At 60.4% G+C, this 15359-nt stretch carries 17 protein-coding genes (1 of these 17 running past the window's edge); 9 read left to right on the forward strand and 8 right to left on the reverse strand.

From position 1 onward, the window contains the following. Positions 1-3: 3 nt before the first annotated feature. From ACFOOQ_RS05455 to ACFOOQ_RS05465, 3 genes are all read right to left on the reverse strand, one after another. Entirely contained in the window at positions 4-1206 is a 1203-nt protein-coding gene (locus ACFOOQ_RS05455) for an efflux RND transporter periplasmic adaptor subunit (RefSeq protein ID WP_379722687.1), read from the reverse strand. Positions 1207-1250: 44 nt separating this feature from the next. Beyond that, positions 1251-2492 (reverse strand): TolC family protein, encoded by a 1242-nt coding sequence (locus ACFOOQ_RS05460; RefSeq protein WP_379722690.1) that lies wholly within the window; start codon positions 2490-2492, stop codon positions 1251-1253. A 67-nt stretch (positions 2493-2559) separates the two neighbouring features. Beyond that, positions 2560-2922 (reverse strand): hypothetical protein, encoded by a 363-nt coding sequence (locus tag ACFOOQ_RS05465; RefSeq protein WP_379722693.1) that lies wholly within the window; start codon positions 2920-2922, stop codon positions 2560-2562. A 251-nt stretch (positions 2923-3173) separates the two neighbouring features. Here ACFOOQ_RS05465 and ACFOOQ_RS05470 point away from each other — a divergent pair, with 251 nt between their 5' ends. Next, complete coding sequence (locus ACFOOQ_RS05470; RefSeq protein WP_379722696.1) at positions 3174-4397, forward strand: cytochrome c oxidase assembly protein; 1224 nt, start codon at positions 3174-3176, stop codon at positions 4395-4397. A 38-nt stretch (positions 4398-4435) separates the two neighbouring features. Then, entirely contained in the window at positions 4436-5416 is a 981-nt protein-coding gene (locus ACFOOQ_RS05475; RefSeq protein ID WP_379722698.1) for a cation diffusion facilitator family transporter, read from the forward strand. A gap of 34 nt (positions 5417-5450) precedes the next feature. On the opposite strand, the gene ACFOOQ_RS05480 is transcribed toward ACFOOQ_RS05475, so the two are convergent. After that, positions 5451-5975, reverse strand: a complete 525-nt coding sequence (locus ACFOOQ_RS05480; protein ID WP_379722701.1) for a MerR family transcriptional regulator — start codon at positions 5973-5975, stop codon at positions 5451-5453. A gap of 91 nt (positions 5976-6066) precedes the next feature. Between ACFOOQ_RS05480 and ACFOOQ_RS05485 the strand changes: the two genes are divergently transcribed. The 3 genes from ACFOOQ_RS05485 to ACFOOQ_RS05495 all read left to right on the forward strand — a co-directional run bounded on the left by ACFOOQ_RS05485 (position 6067) and on the right by ACFOOQ_RS05495 (position 9562). After that, the gene (locus ACFOOQ_RS05485) at positions 6067-8412 is read left to right on the forward strand and encodes a heavy metal translocating P-type ATPase (protein ID WP_379722704.1); all 2346 of its coding nucleotides are present in this window, start codon (positions 6067-6069) and stop codon (positions 8410-8412) included. 78 nt (positions 8413-8490) lie between these two features. Further along, positions 8491-8952, forward strand: a complete 462-nt coding sequence (locus ACFOOQ_RS05490; protein ID WP_379722707.1) for a copper chaperone PCu(A)C — start codon at positions 8491-8493, stop codon at positions 8950-8952. 229 nt (positions 8953-9181) lie between these two features. Further along, positions 9182-9562, forward strand: coding sequence for a hypothetical protein (locus ACFOOQ_RS05495; RefSeq protein WP_379722710.1), 381 nt, complete (start codon positions 9182-9184; stop codon positions 9560-9562). 103 nt (positions 9563-9665) lie between these two features. Here ACFOOQ_RS05495 and ACFOOQ_RS05500 read toward each other — a convergent pair whose 3' ends face one another. From ACFOOQ_RS05500 to ACFOOQ_RS05510, 3 genes are read right to left on the reverse strand one after another with little or no spacing between them, the layout of a single operon-like run. Next, positions 9666-10739 carry a DMT family transporter gene (locus tag ACFOOQ_RS05500; protein WP_379722713.1) on the reverse strand — a complete coding sequence of 358 codons (1074 nt, stop codon included), beginning with the start codon at positions 10737-10739 and terminating at the stop codon, positions 9666-9668. Between the two features lie 40 nt (positions 10740-10779). Next, a complete protein-coding gene (locus tag ACFOOQ_RS05505; RefSeq protein WP_379722717.1) occupies positions 10780-11118 on the reverse strand; it encodes a YnfA family protein in 339 nt (112 codons plus the stop codon). Between the two features lie 4 nt (positions 11119-11122). Continuing rightward, a complete protein-coding gene (locus ACFOOQ_RS05510; protein WP_379722720.1) occupies positions 11123-11569 on the reverse strand; it encodes a MerR family transcriptional regulator in 447 nt (148 codons plus the stop codon). A gap of 104 nt (positions 11570-11673) precedes the next feature. Between ACFOOQ_RS05510 and ACFOOQ_RS05515 the strand changes: the two genes are divergently transcribed. The 4 genes from ACFOOQ_RS05515 to ACFOOQ_RS05530 all read left to right on the forward strand — a co-directional run bounded on the left by ACFOOQ_RS05515 (position 11674) and on the right by ACFOOQ_RS05530 (position 15109). Next, on the forward strand, positions 11674-11964 hold the full coding sequence (locus ACFOOQ_RS05515; RefSeq protein ID WP_379722723.1) for a hypothetical protein: 291 nt from the start codon (positions 11674-11676) through the stop codon (positions 11962-11964). 569 nt (positions 11965-12533) lie between these two features. Next, a complete protein-coding gene (locus ACFOOQ_RS05520; protein WP_379722726.1) occupies positions 12534-14174 on the forward strand; it encodes a recombinase family protein in 1641 nt (546 codons plus the stop codon). Positions 14175-14289: 115 nt separating this feature from the next. Further along, positions 14290-14547, forward strand: a complete 258-nt coding sequence (locus ACFOOQ_RS05525) for a hypothetical protein (protein WP_379722729.1) — start codon at positions 14290-14292, stop codon at positions 14545-14547. Continuing rightward, complete coding sequence (locus tag ACFOOQ_RS05530; RefSeq protein ID WP_379722732.1) at positions 14534-15109, forward strand: hypothetical protein; 576 nt, start codon at positions 14534-14536, stop codon at positions 15107-15109. The genes ACFOOQ_RS05525 and ACFOOQ_RS05530 overlap by 14 nt, the downstream gene beginning before the upstream one ends. A 10-nt stretch (positions 15110-15119) precedes the next feature. Here ACFOOQ_RS05530 and ACFOOQ_RS05535 read toward each other — a convergent pair whose 3' ends face one another. Next, on the reverse strand, positions 15120-15359 hold the 3' portion of the coding sequence (locus tag ACFOOQ_RS05535; RefSeq protein WP_379722735.1) for an HVO_A0114 family putative DNA-binding protein. It continues 114 nt past the right edge of the window; the window shows 240 of its 354 coding nt (coding positions 115-354); the start codon falls outside the window, past its right edge; it ends in the stop codon at positions 15120-15122.

A 15359-nucleotide genomic window follows, 5' to 3' on the forward strand; every position in this document is an offset into this window, starting at 1 on the left:
GGATCAGTGGCTGTCGCCGCCGAAGCCGGATTTCTCCAGTTCGGATTTCAGCGTGAAGCCGCCCTTGGTAACGACCGCGTCACCTTCGCTGAGTCCGGTCGTCACCTCGGCCACCTGTGGATCGCGCAGACCAAGCGTCACCTCGCGCCGCTCAAACCGGCCTTCGCCAGCAGCCACAAACACGATCGCTTCGTCTTTCTGGCGCTGGATTGCCGCTGCCGGCACCACCAGGACACCGGGTTTGACTTCGGTGAATACCGTCGCTGTAACGAACATGCCCGGCTTCAACCGGCGGCCGGCATTGTCGACCTCAATTCGGATATGCTGCGTGCGGGTGCGCTCGTCCACGGTGTCACCGACCCAGTCGACAGTCCCCGTCTGCACCGCGCCACCTAATTGACGGGTCCGGATAAATGCCTGCTGGCCGACCTGTGCACGGCCGATATCCTTGATGTTGACCGTCGCCATCACCCACAGCCGCGACAGATCGGCAACGGTGAAGATCGCGCCCTCGGCGCCAACCATCTGCCCCTGCGCAATGTTCCAGTCGATGATCGCGCCGTCGATTGGTGTGGTCACGCCATAGCGTCCGCCGCCATCAAGGGCGGCCGATTTTGGATCTAAGCCGACCGCAACCAGGTTCTGCTCCGCCGTCCGCAGCAGGACATTTGCCTCGGAGTAGACCTGCCGGGCATCTTGGTAATCCTGCTCCGACGAGACCTTCCGTTTCCATAGCTGTTCTTCGCGCTGCATGCGGCTGAGCGCCAGCGGGGCTCTTTCGCGCGCGCCGAGATAGGCATTCTTCATCTCGGCCAACTCACGGCTTTCGATGACGGCAAGAGTGTCGCCGGCTTTAACGGCGCTGCCGATTGGCTTTTCGATTTTCGTGACGTAACCCGGTACGCGTGGGACGACGTAGGCCAGACGCTGGCGATTGAGCACGACTTCGCCGGTGAGATCGAGCGGAACACGAACCTCCCCCCGCCCGACCCGCGCTGTCGCGATATCGGCCAACGCGATCTGCGCCGGCGTCAGGGTGACGCTGCTGGCGGCTTCCGCGGCATGATCGCCGCCCTCAGGCTCACCGGCATGGTCAGTGGCGGCTTTTGCGGCTGCCTGCTCGGGGGCGGCGGCATTTTCGTCGCATCCCGCCAGCAGAGTCGGCACGAGTAGCGCAAGGGCAAGGTAAGTGGCAGGCCGGTTCATGGTGAATCTCCAGGCAAAAGGGGAAGGATCGGCGGCAGCGCGGCCTATTCGACCCGGCCGACCAGGGTCGTCAGGGCGATGCGGGCGAGGTGGTACTCCTCAAGGGCGGCCGCGAGCTGTTCTTCGATTTCGAACCGGGTGCGCTGTGCGTCCAGCAGATTGAGGAAATCGAACTTGCCAGTCTGATAGCCATCCCGTGCCGCCGAAAGCGCTCGGTCCGCTGCCGGCTCGACGGCGGATTTGAGCGTCTGGACCTGCTGATAGGCCGTCAACACGGCAGTGCGCGATTTCGCCAGGTCGCCGAGGATTTCCAGCCGCGCGGCCTCCTGCTCGGCTTCGGCGCGGATCAACGACTGCCGTGCTTCGAGGATGGCACCGCGGTTGCGGTCGAAGACCGGAATCGGTACCGAGACGCCGACGACGATGGCGGAACTGTCATCGTCGTTATAGCGGCGGAAGCCGGCGCGCAGGGTAGGGTCCGGCACCGCCGCCGCGGTCGCCACGGCGATGCCCGCTCGGGCACGCTCGATGGCGGCGGTGATCAGGGCGTATTTCGGGTTCACCGCCAGCGATGCTTCATCCGGGGCGATATCCGGCACCGCGCCGATTTCGTCGAGCCAGCCGGTCTGCAGCTGCAGGCTGCCCGCCGGGCGATTCAGCAGCGCGGCCAGTTCTGCAAGCGATGCCTGATAGGCGCCGCGGGCCTTTTGCGCCGCCATGCCGGCCGTCGCCCGAAGGATATCAGCGCGCTGGGTCTGGACGGCGGCTTCCTTGCCCGCCTCGACGCGTGCATCCACCGCGCTGGCGATGGTGGCCGCATTATCCTTCTGGCGGTCCGCCAGTTCGACGCGGCGGGCACTGGCAAGCACACGGATATAGGTACGAGCAATGTCGGCCCGTAAGCTCAGGGCTTCGAGATCACGCTGATGCCCGGCCTGCGTCAATCCCGCCTGGGCCTCGGAAATGCGCGCTGTGCGCTTGCCGCCGATCTCAATCCGCTGCGACAGGCCGGCGGTCCATTCCAGACTCTGGGTACCGGAATAGCTTTTGCTGCCGGCAAAATTCTCGGCATCGACAAACAGTTCGGGATTCGGCCGGACGCCGGCCTGCATCAGCGCCCCGCCGGCACCGGCTAGGCCGGCATCCGCGGCACGCAGGCGGGCGGCGTTGTCTTCGCCGATCCGCAGGGCGTCGGTCAGGCTGGTGATAACGGTCGGCGTCTGGGCCGATACGGGTGCAGCGGTCGCGGCTGCACAAAGCAGCGCAACAGAAAACAGAAAGCGCATTGTTGATCTCGCTTGGGCATGACGATACGGCCCGCATCTGCATGCGGGTTGTTCAGTTCAAGCGAAATCAAACGCGAGGAGGTTCGAGAATGCCCCATTGCGGGGCGGAATAAAGGCCGCGATCGTCCCTGGCGGCGACGCGCATCTGCCCGGCAGAACCGCCACGGAAACCGGCCGCAACGCGGGGAAATGCCTGCGCATGCTGATTGCAATGCATGTCGCAATCGCCCGGAAGCGCGGCAGACTTCTGGCTATCGGTATCGCCGTCCGTGGCTCCGCCAGCCGCCGCAACCATTTCGACGGCCATCAACCGGAAACCGGTGTCGGCGGCATGCACCGCCGTGAACAGGGCGGCAAACAGGATGGACACGGCAACGACTGCAGCGCTGATGCGCCGCCAGTCAAATTGCCTGTTTCCCTGCTTGTCCATGTTTCATGTCATCCGATGCGATGCAGCTTAACTAGCGATTTTTGCATCAAAGTCAATGCATAAGCATGTGAACCAGCGCGCTGCGGCCCAATGCCGCTGCTATGATATTACATACGCCTAAAAAATGGTTTGCTCGCCGCTTCAGTATTCCGGAATGTAGGTGCACGCTCTTGACGCAGCAACGATGCCTGTCGTCGGATGATACCTCCACACAGGCAACAATGCCCACCTGGAATCATCGCAGTATGGACGTGAGCACAGTGTCGAGAGCAAACCGTCGCACCTCACCCTTGGCGGTAGCAATATCAAATTCGATGCCCCGGATTAGGTATAACGCCAGCATTCTGACTGCGTCGTTTGTGGCGATTGCATTTTTGACATACGCGACCGGAGCCGATCGGCCCACTCCCGCGATCATGACGTGGAGCAGCTGGCGGCTGGCGCCCGCTCTTTTCCTCATACTGCTTTTGCTTGCCGCGCTTTATATCAATGGCATTCGACGACAGGGGATGAACCGGTCTGGCCTGCGCCGGGCCGGCCTATTCCTCAGCGGCCTTGCCGTAATTCTTTTTGCATTAGATTCACCGGTCAGCACAGTGGCGGATGGTCTGTTCGCCGCACATCAGCTCCAGTTTCTGCTGCTTCGTATCACGGCGCCGATGCTGCTCGCACTTTCCTGGCCCCAACAGGACTTGATCGGGGGCCTACCCGCGCCGATTCGCAAGCGCCTATCGGGGAGGGCTCCAAAATACGGCATTCCCTCGCTGATGATCGGCCTGACCTCAAATGTTGTGGTCACAGGGGCGGTTTTCATCGCTCTCATGTATGTTTGGCATGTCCCCTCTCTGCACCAGTTGGCCGTACAGAATGTCTTCGTTCATCGCATTCTGCACACCACATTCATTCTTTCCGGGATCGCTTTCTGGTTCCGCATTTTGGATCGAAAAGCGCCACGCTCGGCGATCGACATAGATGATTCAGACGGTCGCTGGACCAGCCGGTTACAGGGGTGGCGCCGGTACGGTCCGGCATATGGTGTACGGCTGATGATGCTCTGGCTGGTGATTCTGTCAAACATCCTGCTCGGCTCCTACATGGCTCTCAAGTCAGCGCCACTCTATGCGACATACGGGACTGGCACTCGCCTGCTCAGCTACAGTCCACTCGCCGATGAACAGATCGGTGGCGTGATCATCTGGATTCCGAGCAGCCTGCTATGCCTGATCGCGATACTTCTCGTTGTGCATATGTGGGGCTTGCATGAAGAGCGCCTGAATGGTGAGCGTCTTCTCAATCCCGGCTCGAACTCGGCCGCCCTGCTATACCCTACCACCGGTGCCGGACTGATCGCCCGTGCCCGGGGCAAGAATCGTGCGATGGCGGCCGGCTTCAGCCTCTTCGTACTGATGGTATTCATCACGGCCATCCTGGTTGCCATTCTTTACACAACAAAGGGTTTCGGGGTGGCCGACTGAAGCGGCATCTTGGACTTTGAAAACAAAGGGGCTGGACTATGAGCAGCGAATCCCACCACAAGCACGACCACAAATCGCATGATCATGGAGTACATGCTCATGGATCGCACGGGCATGGCCATAGCCATGCCGGCCATGCGCATGCGCCGGCCAGTTTCGGCCGCGCCTTCGCCATCGGCATCACGCTGAATGTCGCCTTCGTGGCGATCGAGGCTGCTTACGGCATTCTCGCCAATTCGATGGCCCTGCTGGCCGATGCCGGACATAACCTGTCCGACGTGCTCGGCCTGGTGATCGCCTGGATCGCCGCCATCCTATCGCGGCGGCCGCCATCCAGCCGCTATACCTACGGCCTGCGGTCCTCCTCGATCCTCGCGGCCCTGTTCAACGCGATCTTCCTGCTGCTCGCCGTCGGCGCTATCGGCTGGGAGGCGATCCAACGCCTGGCCAGCCCCGAGCCTGTGGCCGGCACCACCGTGATCGTCGTCGCCGCCATCGGCATCGCCATCAACGGCTTCACCGCCTGGCTGTTCATGGCCGGCAGCAAGGGCGACCTGAACATCCGCGGCGCCTATCTGCACATGGCGGCCGATGCCGCGGTCTCCGCCGGCGTGGTGCTCGCCGGCATCGCCATCCTGTTCACCGGCTGGCTATGGCTCGATCCGGTGGTCAGCATCGTCATCGTGCTGGTGATCGTCTGGGGCACCTGGGGCCTGCTGCGCGAAAGCGTCGCCATGTCACTCGACGCCGTGCCGTCCGGCATCTCGCTGGAGGCCGTGCAGGCCTATCTTGCAGGCATCCCCGGCGTGACCGAGGTGCATGACCTGCATATCTGGTCGATGAGCACCACTGAGGTGGCACTGACCGCGCATCTGGTGCGCCCCGGCCTGCCAGTCGATGATCGACTGATCGCCGAAACCTCTGCCGCGCTGGAGCAGCGCTTCGGCATCCACCATTCGACCATTCAGCTCGAGAGTGGCGACACGCAATGCACCTTTGCGCCGGCACATAGAGTGTAGCCACGAAGATAAACACCGAAAGGAGGCTCCCCGATCACGCCGCGGCGGTACTGGCAGCTCTCGGGCGACGCGATTTCTTCTGGGGCACCGCTTCTGTTACGCTGCGCTCTAGATTGGAAGTTCTGCCGTGACTCGACAGACAGTGGGCATGGCTGAAATCGGCCAAAGTTTCGATGATGCGGCAGGATGCGACCTGACCGTTGCCGCAAAGGGCGATCATGCGCCGCAGTTCCTGGCGCAGTGCCTGCAATTGAGCGATGCGGCGCTCTACCGCGTCGAGATGCTGCTGCGCGATCGCATCGACAGCGGCGCAGGACTGGTCCGGTTCGTCCGCCAATTGGACCAGCGTCCGAATCGCATCGAGCGAAAAGCCAAGGTCGCGTGAATGCCTGATGAACTGCAGCCGCTGCAGATGCTGTTGGGTATAACGACGCTGGTTCCCGATGGTTCGGGGCGGTAGAGGCAGAAGGCCTCCCTGCTCGTAGTGGCGGATGATTTGAACCGAGCAGCCACTTAGTTCCGCCAATTGGCCAATGGAATAATCTCTGATTTCCGTCATTTCTCCATGAGCCTCTGTGCTTGAAGCTACAATAATTGTAGAGATTATCCTGACGGCAGCTCAATCGGCAACATTGAAATCGAGGTCTTCCATGGCCCATGACCACGACCATCATGACCAAGATCATCGTCACGGCTGCGGTCACAGCCACAAAGGGGACGCCTGCTGTGCCGCAGAAGTCACATCAGCGACCTTCCCACCGCAGCGCGGCGGCCGATCCTTCAAGATTCGCGGCATGGACTGCGCCGAGGAAGTATCCATCCTGCGCAAGGCGGTAGGGCCGCTGGTCGGTGGCAATGACAATTTAATTTTCGATGTCCTGAACGGTCGCATGACCGTGGCCGAGGTGGCCCGTAGCGTTCCCGACAAGGCCATCGTCAAAGCTGTCGCCGGTACCGGTATGAGCGCTATAGCCTGGGACGAATCGGCTAAGAGTGACGACAGCGCCCATTACCGACGGCAACAAATCGTGTTCACCTCGGCAAGTGGCATCTTCCTGCTGCTTGGCATGGTCATCCACACAATCCATGCAAACGGCTTGCGAGACGCATTCCACCTGCTGGTCAACCACGCTGCCGCCCCCATGCCGTGGGCGGAAATTACAGCCTATATTGCGGCAATTCTGCTCGGGGGTCGTCTTGTCGCCAGGAAAGCCTGGTACGCCGCGCGCAGCCTGCGCCCGGACATTAATTTCTTGATGGTCGTTGCAATCATTGGCGCGGCCCTGCTCGGCGAATGGCTTGAAGCCGCGTCAGTTGCCTTCCTCTTTGCCCTGTCGCTGACGCTTGAGGCGTGGAGCGTCGGTAAGGCGCGCCGGGCCATCGCGGCCCTGTTGGACCTGGCACCATCGACAGTTCGGGTCTTGCAGCCGGACGGGTCGGAAGTTGTCACTCCCGCCCAGTCAGTCAATCCCGGTGCCCGTTTTACCGTACATGGCGGCGAACGTATTCCACTGGACGGTCGCGTCGTCGCCGGCACCAGTGCCGTCAATCAGGCACCGATCACCGGCGAGAGTGTTCCGGTAGAGAAGCAGGCAGGTTCCGAAGTTTACGCCGCCACGATCAACGGCGATGGCAGCTTGACCATCGAAGCCACCAAGGCGGCCGACCAGACCGCGCTGGCCGGCATCATCCGGATGATCGAAGAAGCACATGCGCGGCGCGCCCCATCGGAACAATGGGTCGAACGCTTCGCCCGCATTTACACGCCTGCTGTCATGGTCCTCGCTATCCTGGTCTTCGTGGCGCCGCCGCTGCTGTTCGGATCCGCTTGGGCCGACTGGTTTTATCGCGCACTGGTCCTGCTGGTGATCGCCTGCCCCTGCGCGCTCGTCATCTCGACGCCGGTTTCGGTTGTAGCGTCGCTCGCAGCGGCTGCCCGCGCCGGAACCTTGATCAAGGGTGGTGCTTATATTGAGTTGCCTGCGCATCTTAAAGTCATTGCAATGGACAAAACCGGCACCATCACACAGGGCGATCCGCAGGTGGTCGGTCTCATTCCCCTGAATGGGCATACCGAAGCCGAATTGCTGGCTCGGGCCGCCGCGCTGGAGGCTCGGTCAACACATCCTCTCGCCAAGGCAATCACCCGCTTTGCGGTAAGACAGGGAGTGAGCCCGGCTGCCGCTGAGAATGTCCAGGTTTTGAAGGGGCGGGGCCTGAGTGGCATGTTTGAAGGTGAACGGTTCTGGCTTGGATCCTATCGCTATGCGATCGAACGCGGCCAGGGTGCGCTGGAGGTAGCCGAACGGGTCGACAATTGGGTGACCGATGGCAAGACCGTGATCTTGATCGGCAATGTCCGTCACATCTGCGGGCTGATAGCAGTTGCCGATACCGTACGGCCCGATGCTCGCGAAACCATCGCGCAATTGCATGCCGCCGGTATCGGCCGTGTCGTTATGCTGACTGGCGACAACCGCGTCACGGCAGAAGCAATAGCTCGCGAGGTCGGAATCGACGAGGTCCATGCTGAGTTGCTCCCCGAAGACAAGCTGAAGATCGTCGAGCAATTGGAAACGCGTTACGGCGCCGTGGCCATGGTTGGCGATGGAGTCAACGATGCTCCTGCACTGGCCCGCGCCAGCCTCGGCATCGCCATGGGCGCCATCGGCAGCGATGCTGCCATCGAGACCGCGGATATCGCGCTGATGACCGACGATATAGCCAGACTGCCATGGCTGATCAGCCACGCTCGACGGACACTCGCGGTCATCCGACAGAACATCGTTTTCTCGCTTGCGGTGAAGGCCGTCTTCCTGGGCCTGACATTCCTCGGTGCCGCAAGCCTCTGGGGTGCTATCGCCGCTGATGTTGGGGCATCACTGCTGGTGGTTTTCAATGCACTGAGGCTGTTGCAACCGGTCGGATTATATAGCGAACGGCTGGTGCGTGTGGCCGATCATGTCGCCGTCGCCAACCTCACTCATGGTCACTGAGGCTGGCAGCGAACACAGGCGACTCCTGTGACGTCACCAAGCCACAGAGAAATGAAATACCCGACAGGAGGAAAAGAGATGCGCGTTCTATTTTTCAAAACCTTGCTGGCGCTGGCAATGGCCGGTCTTCTGGCATCGCCGGTCTATGCGGCGGATGCCGGAATCCGTGTGGAGCAGGCCTGGGCGCGCGCTTCAATTGGCACCTCCAGACCAGCAGCCGCCTTCGTTACTGTGATTAACACCAGCAATCATGCCGTGACGTTGACCGGCCTGACGAGCTCCGTAGCGGGAATGGTCGAGGTGCACGAAACCGTCAAGGACGGCACCATTATGAAAATGGCTCCCGCGGGTCCGATCGAAATTCCCGCCGGGGGCCGCCTCGAGATGGAGCCGGGCGGTTACCACATCATGCTGATGGCCCTTAAGCGGGCAGTCAAGAAAGGTGAAACACTCACTCTCGCCCTGCATTTTTCGGACGGAACCGAAATCAAAGCAGCCGCGACGGTAATGGGTCCAGGCGCTCTGGGACCGACGAAATAGCTCACCCTGCAACACCAGAGGAAAACCGAACAATCGGAGCATTTAGCTTCCTTCCAAGGAGAGCTCTCTTTAAATCGGCCTGCATTTTGACCAAGATCAAGGTCTTGGATAGCGGCCGCCCATATAAAGACATGAGACACCTTCCATGAGTCCCCGCTGGCCGCTCCTATCGTTTCCGGAGCGTATGCCGATGATAGCAGGCGGCTGGCGAAATTCAGGAGAGCCTCAAATGAACTGGAAGACCCTTGCCGCAACGGTCTTGGCTATCAACTTTCTGGCCATGCCCGCCTTCGCTGACGAGCATGGCGAACTCGATCATATGCAGACACGCCTCCAGCAGATGCAAGGCGTGTACAATCAGATGCAGCAGGCGCACTCGTCGGCCGAACGCCACAAGTTGATGGCCGAACATATGCAGATGATGCAGGACCAGATGGTTGATATGCAGAAAGCATATGCCCCGGGCATGATAATGCGACATCAAGGCAGTACAAATATCGACTTGGAATCGCGGATGCAGATGATGCAACAGCGGATGGACATGCTGCAGCAGATGATGCTGCAGCAGACGCAGCAGCAGCGCATGATGATGAAAGACCTAAAGCCTTAATTTTTTGAATAGAGATAAGGCAAGGCGCTAGAGATTCGTTGGTCGAATTTGGCCGGGGTCAGGCATCGGGCCAGTTGCGATAGCGCTCTCGGCCCGACCGTGTCTATCCACTGCCATGCCCGTGCCGGTGATGGATGTCCGGGTAATGCGGGTGCCGATGCACCGTGGCGAAATGCCGGTGGACATGCACATGCGGCTCGCCGGCCGGATCGCCCGACTCATGCACATGCTGGTGATGCGCATCATGAACATGCGCGTGTTCGTGCAACATGGCGTCATGGTGGTGTTCGTGTTCATGCCGCTCGGCGAGGTGAAGGTATAATCCGATGGCCATCAGCAGGCCGGCGAGGCCCAGTTGCAGGGAAACCGCGTCCCGAAAGATCGTCACGGCGACCACGGCACCGATGAATGGCGCTGTCGAGAAATAGGCGCCGGTGCGAGCCGATCCGAGGTGACGCAGCGCATGGATGAACAGCACAAGGCTGACGCCGTAGCCCAGGAAGCCCACGATCATGGCGACCAGCAAAGGCCCGATCGTCGGCAATGCATCTTGCCGCCACAGCAGGCCGATCAGCAGATTGACCGCGCCAGCCACCAGCCCTTTGATCATGGCGATCTGCTCGGGGTCGGACGCTGATAGCTTGCGGGTCAGGTTGTTGTCGATACCCCAGAACAGGCAGGCACTGGCAATCGCCAGGGCGCCATAGCCGGCCTGCCCCACACCGGTTTGCCATGAGAGGATGATGGCTCCCAGCAGGATGGCCGCCGCACCGATGCCGACGCGCAGATCGACATTCTCCCGATAGACCAGCCAGGCGATGGCCAGCGTCGCCAGGCCTTCGAGGTTCAGCAGAAGGGCGGCCGTCGATGCAGGCGTCCCCACCAGCCCCAGCATCAGCAGCAACGGCCCGGCCACGCCGCCGAACAGCACGATGATCGCCAGCCAGCCCAGATCGACGGCCTTCAAGGGCGCTTCGGCTGCCGGCTTGCCGCGCCAACGTGACAGCAACCGAACCATTGCCAGCCCAAATCCCGCGCCAAGATACAGCAGGCCGGCCATCAGCCAAGGCGAGATACCGCCCAGCAGCAGCTTGGCCATGGGCGTACTGACGCCGAACAGCGCAGCCGAACCGAGGGCAAAGCCGATGCCGGTATAGACCTTGGACTGTCTGGCCATGATCACATCTTGCCTGTCATGCTGCCCGTCGCATGCCGGGCTAGATGCTTCCCGGCACGCCGCGCGGTCCGAACAGGATGATGCCGGTGCCGATCAGGCAGACCGCCGCGCCGATCAGGTCCCAGCGATCCGGCACCCGACTTTCCACCATCCAGAGCCACAGCAGCGACACCGCGATATAGATCCCGCCATATGCCGCATAAGCCCGCCCCGCGGCATCGCTATCCGACAGCGTCAGCAGCCAGGCGAACAGGGCGAGCGCAACCATGCCCGGCGTCAGCCACCAAGCCGGCTTATCCAGCCGCAGCCACGCCCAGAAAGAAAAACAGCCGGCAATCTCGGCCAGCGCCGCCGCCGTGTAAACCAGATATGTCTTCATGCGATCACCCCGGACAGCATGCGGCGGCCGCGGGACGGCGGCTGATATCCTCGATGACCACGCAACCGGTTGCCGGACCATCCGCGCAATCCGTCTGGCAATCCTGCACGAAACCCAACAGGCTCTGCTCCAGTTCCTGCAACGCCCGCCGCTTTTCCCGCACGGTGTTCAGATGCGTTAGCGCCAGATCGCGAACCTCGGTGCACTTGCCGTCGGGAGCTTCGGTCAGGCCGACAAGCAGGCGTATCTGCTCGATTGAGAACCCGAAATCCCGGCAGCGCCGGATGAGGGTCAGCCGCTTGAGATCGGCATCCGAATAGGTGCGATGGCCGCTGGCCTTGCGGCTGGCTTTCGGCAACAGGCCGATTTCCTCGTAATAGCGGATGGTCGGCGCGTTGCTGTCGGTCCGCTTGGCCAGCTGGCCGATCGTCATACGTTGCAGGATGGCCACGAGATATTCCTCCAAGAATCCGCTTGATCCTCAAGTTACTTGAGGATCCATCCTCCGGCAACACGGGCACGACAGGCCCGACTGACCATCTCGAGAGGAAGACGATGAAACCTGTTCTGACGCTGCTCGGCCTTGGCGCTGCCTGCATGGCCTGCTGTCTTCCGGTGATCGCCCCTGCATTGGCCGGCCTCGGCCTGACCGGCATCGGCATTGCCGGCCTTGGCGTGGCCGCTCTCGGTTGGGCCGCGGGCCTGGCAATCGGCGTCGCCTTCCTTGCGGCCGGCATCTTATGGATGCGGCGTCGGCACGCCGCCCGCATCATGTGTTCGCAGGAGTCCCCATTATGCCGACAACCATCCGGGCGGTCACCGTGCTGCGGACCGACAACAGGCTGACTAGCGTCAGACCAGCAAGGCCGGCCCCGACGGAAAAGTCAGACCCAACCCGGCGGCATCCCAGAAGGCGCCGACCAGCGCACTGGCCGACTGGCATGGCAGACAGCCCAGTAGCCATAGACCGTGCCGTACAGCTCTGCCGGCGCGGTATCGGGCACCCGCGCCGCCAGCAGGCGCTATGGCTGGCCTTCTGCTGCGTCGGATATGCTTGATCTGCCAGTAGACAGAATCCCGTCCCGTTGAGCGCCGCAGGTGCGAATAAGCCTTCTGGCCCAATGGCCAGCAGGAGTGCGGTGGTCCCACCGCACCTATCCTGCCATCGATACGACAGGAAATGAGGGGGGGCCGCCTTTCATGAATTTTCACATGATTTCAGGGTAATTCACGAGATTTCATGACCGATGGCCGCCAAAGTCCAAACTCCTGAAATCATCTGAATACACATGAAATTTCAACAAATGATATGAAAAGATGTGAAAAGTTACCAGCACTCGCCCTTTTGTAGACAGAGTTCTTGCGAATCAGGCCCCCGCTTTAGATAATCGAGAGATTTCAAGGGGGTACAGCGTATGAAGGTGGCGGTTTACGCACGCCATTCGACCGACAAACAGGAGCATTCGACGCGGGATCAGATCGCCCGCTGCGAGGCTCACTGCAGCCGGTTGGGTTATACTGTAACGGCTGCCTTCTGTGATGAAGGCATCTCCGGCGCCAGCATGCAGAACCGACCAGGAATTCGTGGTCTGATCGAAACCGCCCTCGATGGCGGTTTCGTCAGAATCATCACCGAAGACCTGTCCCGCCTCAGTCGCGACCAGGGCGACATCGCTCATTTCTACAAAAAACTTATGTTCTTAGGCATCGGGCTGGAAACGATAGCCGAGGGCGAGATATCCGAGCTGCACATCGGCCTCAAGGGGACGATGAATGCGCTGTACCTGAAAGACCTCGCGGACAAGACCAGGCGCGGCATGATTGCCGCCGTGCTGAATGGCGCGATCCCAGGCGGCCGCACCTTCGGCTACGACATCGTGAGACGGATGAACGAGCGCGGCGAGCTGATCCCCGGCTTGCGTAAGATCAACCAAAAGGAAGCGGAGATCGTCCGCACGGTATTCGCCCGCTACCAGGCGGGCGAATCTCTGCGCCGGATCAGCGCATGGCTGAACGAGCTGGAAGTCCCCTCGCCACGCGGCTCGAAATGGCAGCCGTCGGCCTTCATCGGCACGGTTGCCCGGCAGACAGGGATCTTGCGAAATACGCTGTACAAGGGCTTGGTCACGTTCGATAGGATGGCCTATCGAAAACATCCTGAGACGGGCAAGCGGCTGTCGGTCGTGCGCCCTGAAAATGAATGGATAACGGTTCCAGCTCCTGAGCTGGCGATCGTGGATGAGGCACAGTTTGATGCCATCCAGCAATTGATCGAAGAAAGGTCAAATCGTTTCCGCCAGAAGCGCCTTATCGTCCAAGTGATGACACAACCTGAAAAGGCCGAACGTCGGAACGAGTATCAGCGCACCTGGCGAGCGCGGCAGATCAAGGCATCGAAGAAGACCAGGGAGCAACCGCTGTATCTGACATCTGGAAAACTCTGGTGCGCCAGACACGATACCGCCTTCGTGTTTCGAAGGTCTCGGCTGCATGGTTGCCCGGAAAAGGGCTGTGCCAACCAGAATCTTCCTCACGACTATCTGATGCCGCTAATTCTGGCCGAGCTGCGTAAATTCGGCCCCGATCAGGTCGACCTGTACTATCGCGAACAGGAGACCCGGCGGAATGCGCTTCTGCAGGAACTTGGCCAGCTAGAACCACAGCGTAAATCTGTGCAGCAGGAAATCCGCTCGCTTCTGACGACGATTGCCAGGCTAGAACGCGGCCCGGAAACCTTGGCTCATATTCAAGAGCGCGAGAAAGAAAGCGGCCGGCTAAAGCTTGATATTGATCGGCTGAAGGTAGAGCTCGATGCCGTCACGCGAATCTCAGACGGCCTTTCTCGTGAAATCATTCAGAACTTTCAAGCGGCCGTGTCACGACACGATGCTGACCAAGACACCACCAAGCTGCTACATGGCTGCATAGACAGGATATACATTGCGCCTGACTGGAATGAAGCCGAGCAAACCATGCAGCATCGCATCCGTATTACGTTCAACGTGCCAGAAATGGTGAAGAGCCTGCGGAACACCTCGATTGCCACTGCGGCTTGATTGCCGGCATCACGCGCCGCCCCCGAACCTTTGATGATTGACTACAAGGACGTGGAAACTGAACAAAGCGCTTGATAAATTGTGTGTCGTAGATGCGCTGCACAGGAGCTTTCACATGGTGGACTACACTGAAGAGGACTTGGAACGTTTCGCGCCGAATGATGCGCTCCTGCAGCAGCTCGGGGAAGCCGAAGCGCGCGGAGACGAAGCCGCGGTTGATGCGATTCGGCGCCAGATCATCTATCCAGCTGAAACATTGCTAGCCATCAAGGAAACGCGCGGCGCCGATTGGTTGCGCCGTAAAGGATGGCGGCTCGATGAAGCGGATCGCAAGTACGGTAAGGACTGGCTGGACAGAGATGTCGTCGCGTAACGAGAATCTGCTCGACGAATTGACGGTCCGCATGGCAGATGAACGCGCTGCCTATGTGGGTCGGGATCGAAGCCCCGCTGCTCGAGAATACCGGAAGCGGCAGGATTCGCTACTCACGACCATCCGCGCCATCGGGAAGACTGGCGATATCAATCTGATCTTTTCGGCTGAACGTGATGTTCTGCAAAACGAGATACGCCACTACGGAAATAGCTCTGGTATGCGCGGCAGCCTTAAAACTGCCCTACAAGAGATCGACCATGCTGAAAAGATGCTACCCGTGGTCAAGGACGGCGCATTGTATGCTGCAGTCGATGCGAGCCATGGCAACCCCAAGAGCAGGATCAGCGGCCTGCCTCGTGACGCCGCCCGCCAGTTCTTCTCGTCGCACAATGCCAGGCTACTAAACGCCGACAAATCACGGTTGACCGAGACCGAGAAGAAAATCGTCGATGCGCGCCGGCACAATATCCGGGTGGCATCCATGGCGTATATCAGCCTGCAGGAGAAAGCGCTGGGGATCGACTTACGACAGAAGCGCGATCTCAGGATGTCGATGTGAGCTTATAGGCTCATGCAGCCTTTGAGCCGATCACGGTGAAGTCGATATGCAAGGCGTCATAGGGAAACTGGTATTTGGCGTCGTCGACCCTTTCAACGATGCCGGTCTTGCACAACGCCGTCAGGTCGGTGTGAACGCCTTTTACGTCACGTTCGACCAGGCGGGCAATCTCGCGGACGCCGAGCGGACCGGCACCAGCCATGGCTTTCAGCAAGTCCATGCGCTTCGGGGTGAGTATCTTCCAGAAAAG

The sequence above is a fragment of the Ferrovibrio xuzhouensis genome (assembly GCF_042648965.1).
In the GTDB taxonomy this organism is placed as follows: domain Bacteria; phylum Pseudomonadota; class Alphaproteobacteria; order Ferrovibrionales; family Ferrovibrionaceae; genus Ferrovibrio; species Ferrovibrio xuzhouensis.

What these genes read in the sequence shown, in the direction of transcription:
- ACFOOQ_RS05465 (WP_379722693.1), bottom strand. Translation starts at nt 2,922, where the DNA reads ATGGACAAGCAGGGAAACAGGCAATTTGACTGGCGGCGCATCAGCGCT.
- ACFOOQ_RS05455 (WP_379722687.1), bottom strand. Translation starts at nt 1,206, where the DNA reads ATGAACCGGCCTGCCACTTACCTTGCCCTTGCGCTACTCGTGCCGACT.
- ACFOOQ_RS05525 (WP_379722729.1), top strand. Translation starts at nt 14,290, where the DNA reads ATGGTGGACTACACTGAAGAGGACTTGGAACGTTTCGCGCCGAATGAT.
- ACFOOQ_RS05475 (WP_379722698.1), top strand. Translation starts at nt 4,436, where the DNA reads ATGAGCAGCGAATCCCACCACAAGCACGACCACAAATCGCATGATCAT.
- ACFOOQ_RS05515 (WP_379722723.1), top strand. Translation starts at nt 11,674, where the DNA reads ATGAAACCTGTTCTGACGCTGCTCGGCCTTGGCGCTGCCTGCATGGCC.
- ACFOOQ_RS05505 (WP_379722717.1), bottom strand. Translation starts at nt 11,118, where the DNA reads ATGAAGACATATCTGGTTTACACGGCGGCGGCGCTGGCCGAGATTGCC.
- ACFOOQ_RS05495 (WP_379722710.1), top strand. Translation starts at nt 9,182, where the DNA reads ATGAACTGGAAGACCCTTGCCGCAACGGTCTTGGCTATCAACTTTCTG.
- ACFOOQ_RS05480 (WP_379722701.1), bottom strand. Translation starts at nt 5,975, where the DNA reads ATGACGGAAATCAGAGATTATTCCATTGGCCAATTGGCGGAACTAAGT.
- ACFOOQ_RS05460 (WP_379722690.1), bottom strand. Translation starts at nt 2,492, where the DNA reads ATGCGCTTTCTGTTTTCTGTTGCGCTGCTTTGTGCAGCCGCGACCGCT.
- ACFOOQ_RS05490 (WP_379722707.1), top strand. Translation starts at nt 8,491, where the DNA reads ATGCGCGTTCTATTTTTCAAAACCTTGCTGGCGCTGGCAATGGCCGGT.
- ACFOOQ_RS05530 (WP_379722732.1), top strand. Translation starts at nt 14,534, where the DNA reads ATGTCGTCGCGTAACGAGAATCTGCTCGACGAATTGACGGTCCGCATG.
- ACFOOQ_RS05485 (WP_379722704.1), top strand. Translation starts at nt 6,067, where the DNA reads ATGGCCCATGACCACGACCATCATGACCAAGATCATCGTCACGGCTGC.
- ACFOOQ_RS05500 (WP_379722713.1), bottom strand. Translation starts at nt 10,739, where the DNA reads ATGGCCAGACAGTCCAAGGTCTATACCGGCATCGGCTTTGCCCTCGGT.
- ACFOOQ_RS05520 (WP_379722726.1), top strand. Translation starts at nt 12,534, where the DNA reads ATGAAGGTGGCGGTTTACGCACGCCATTCGACCGACAAACAGGAGCAT.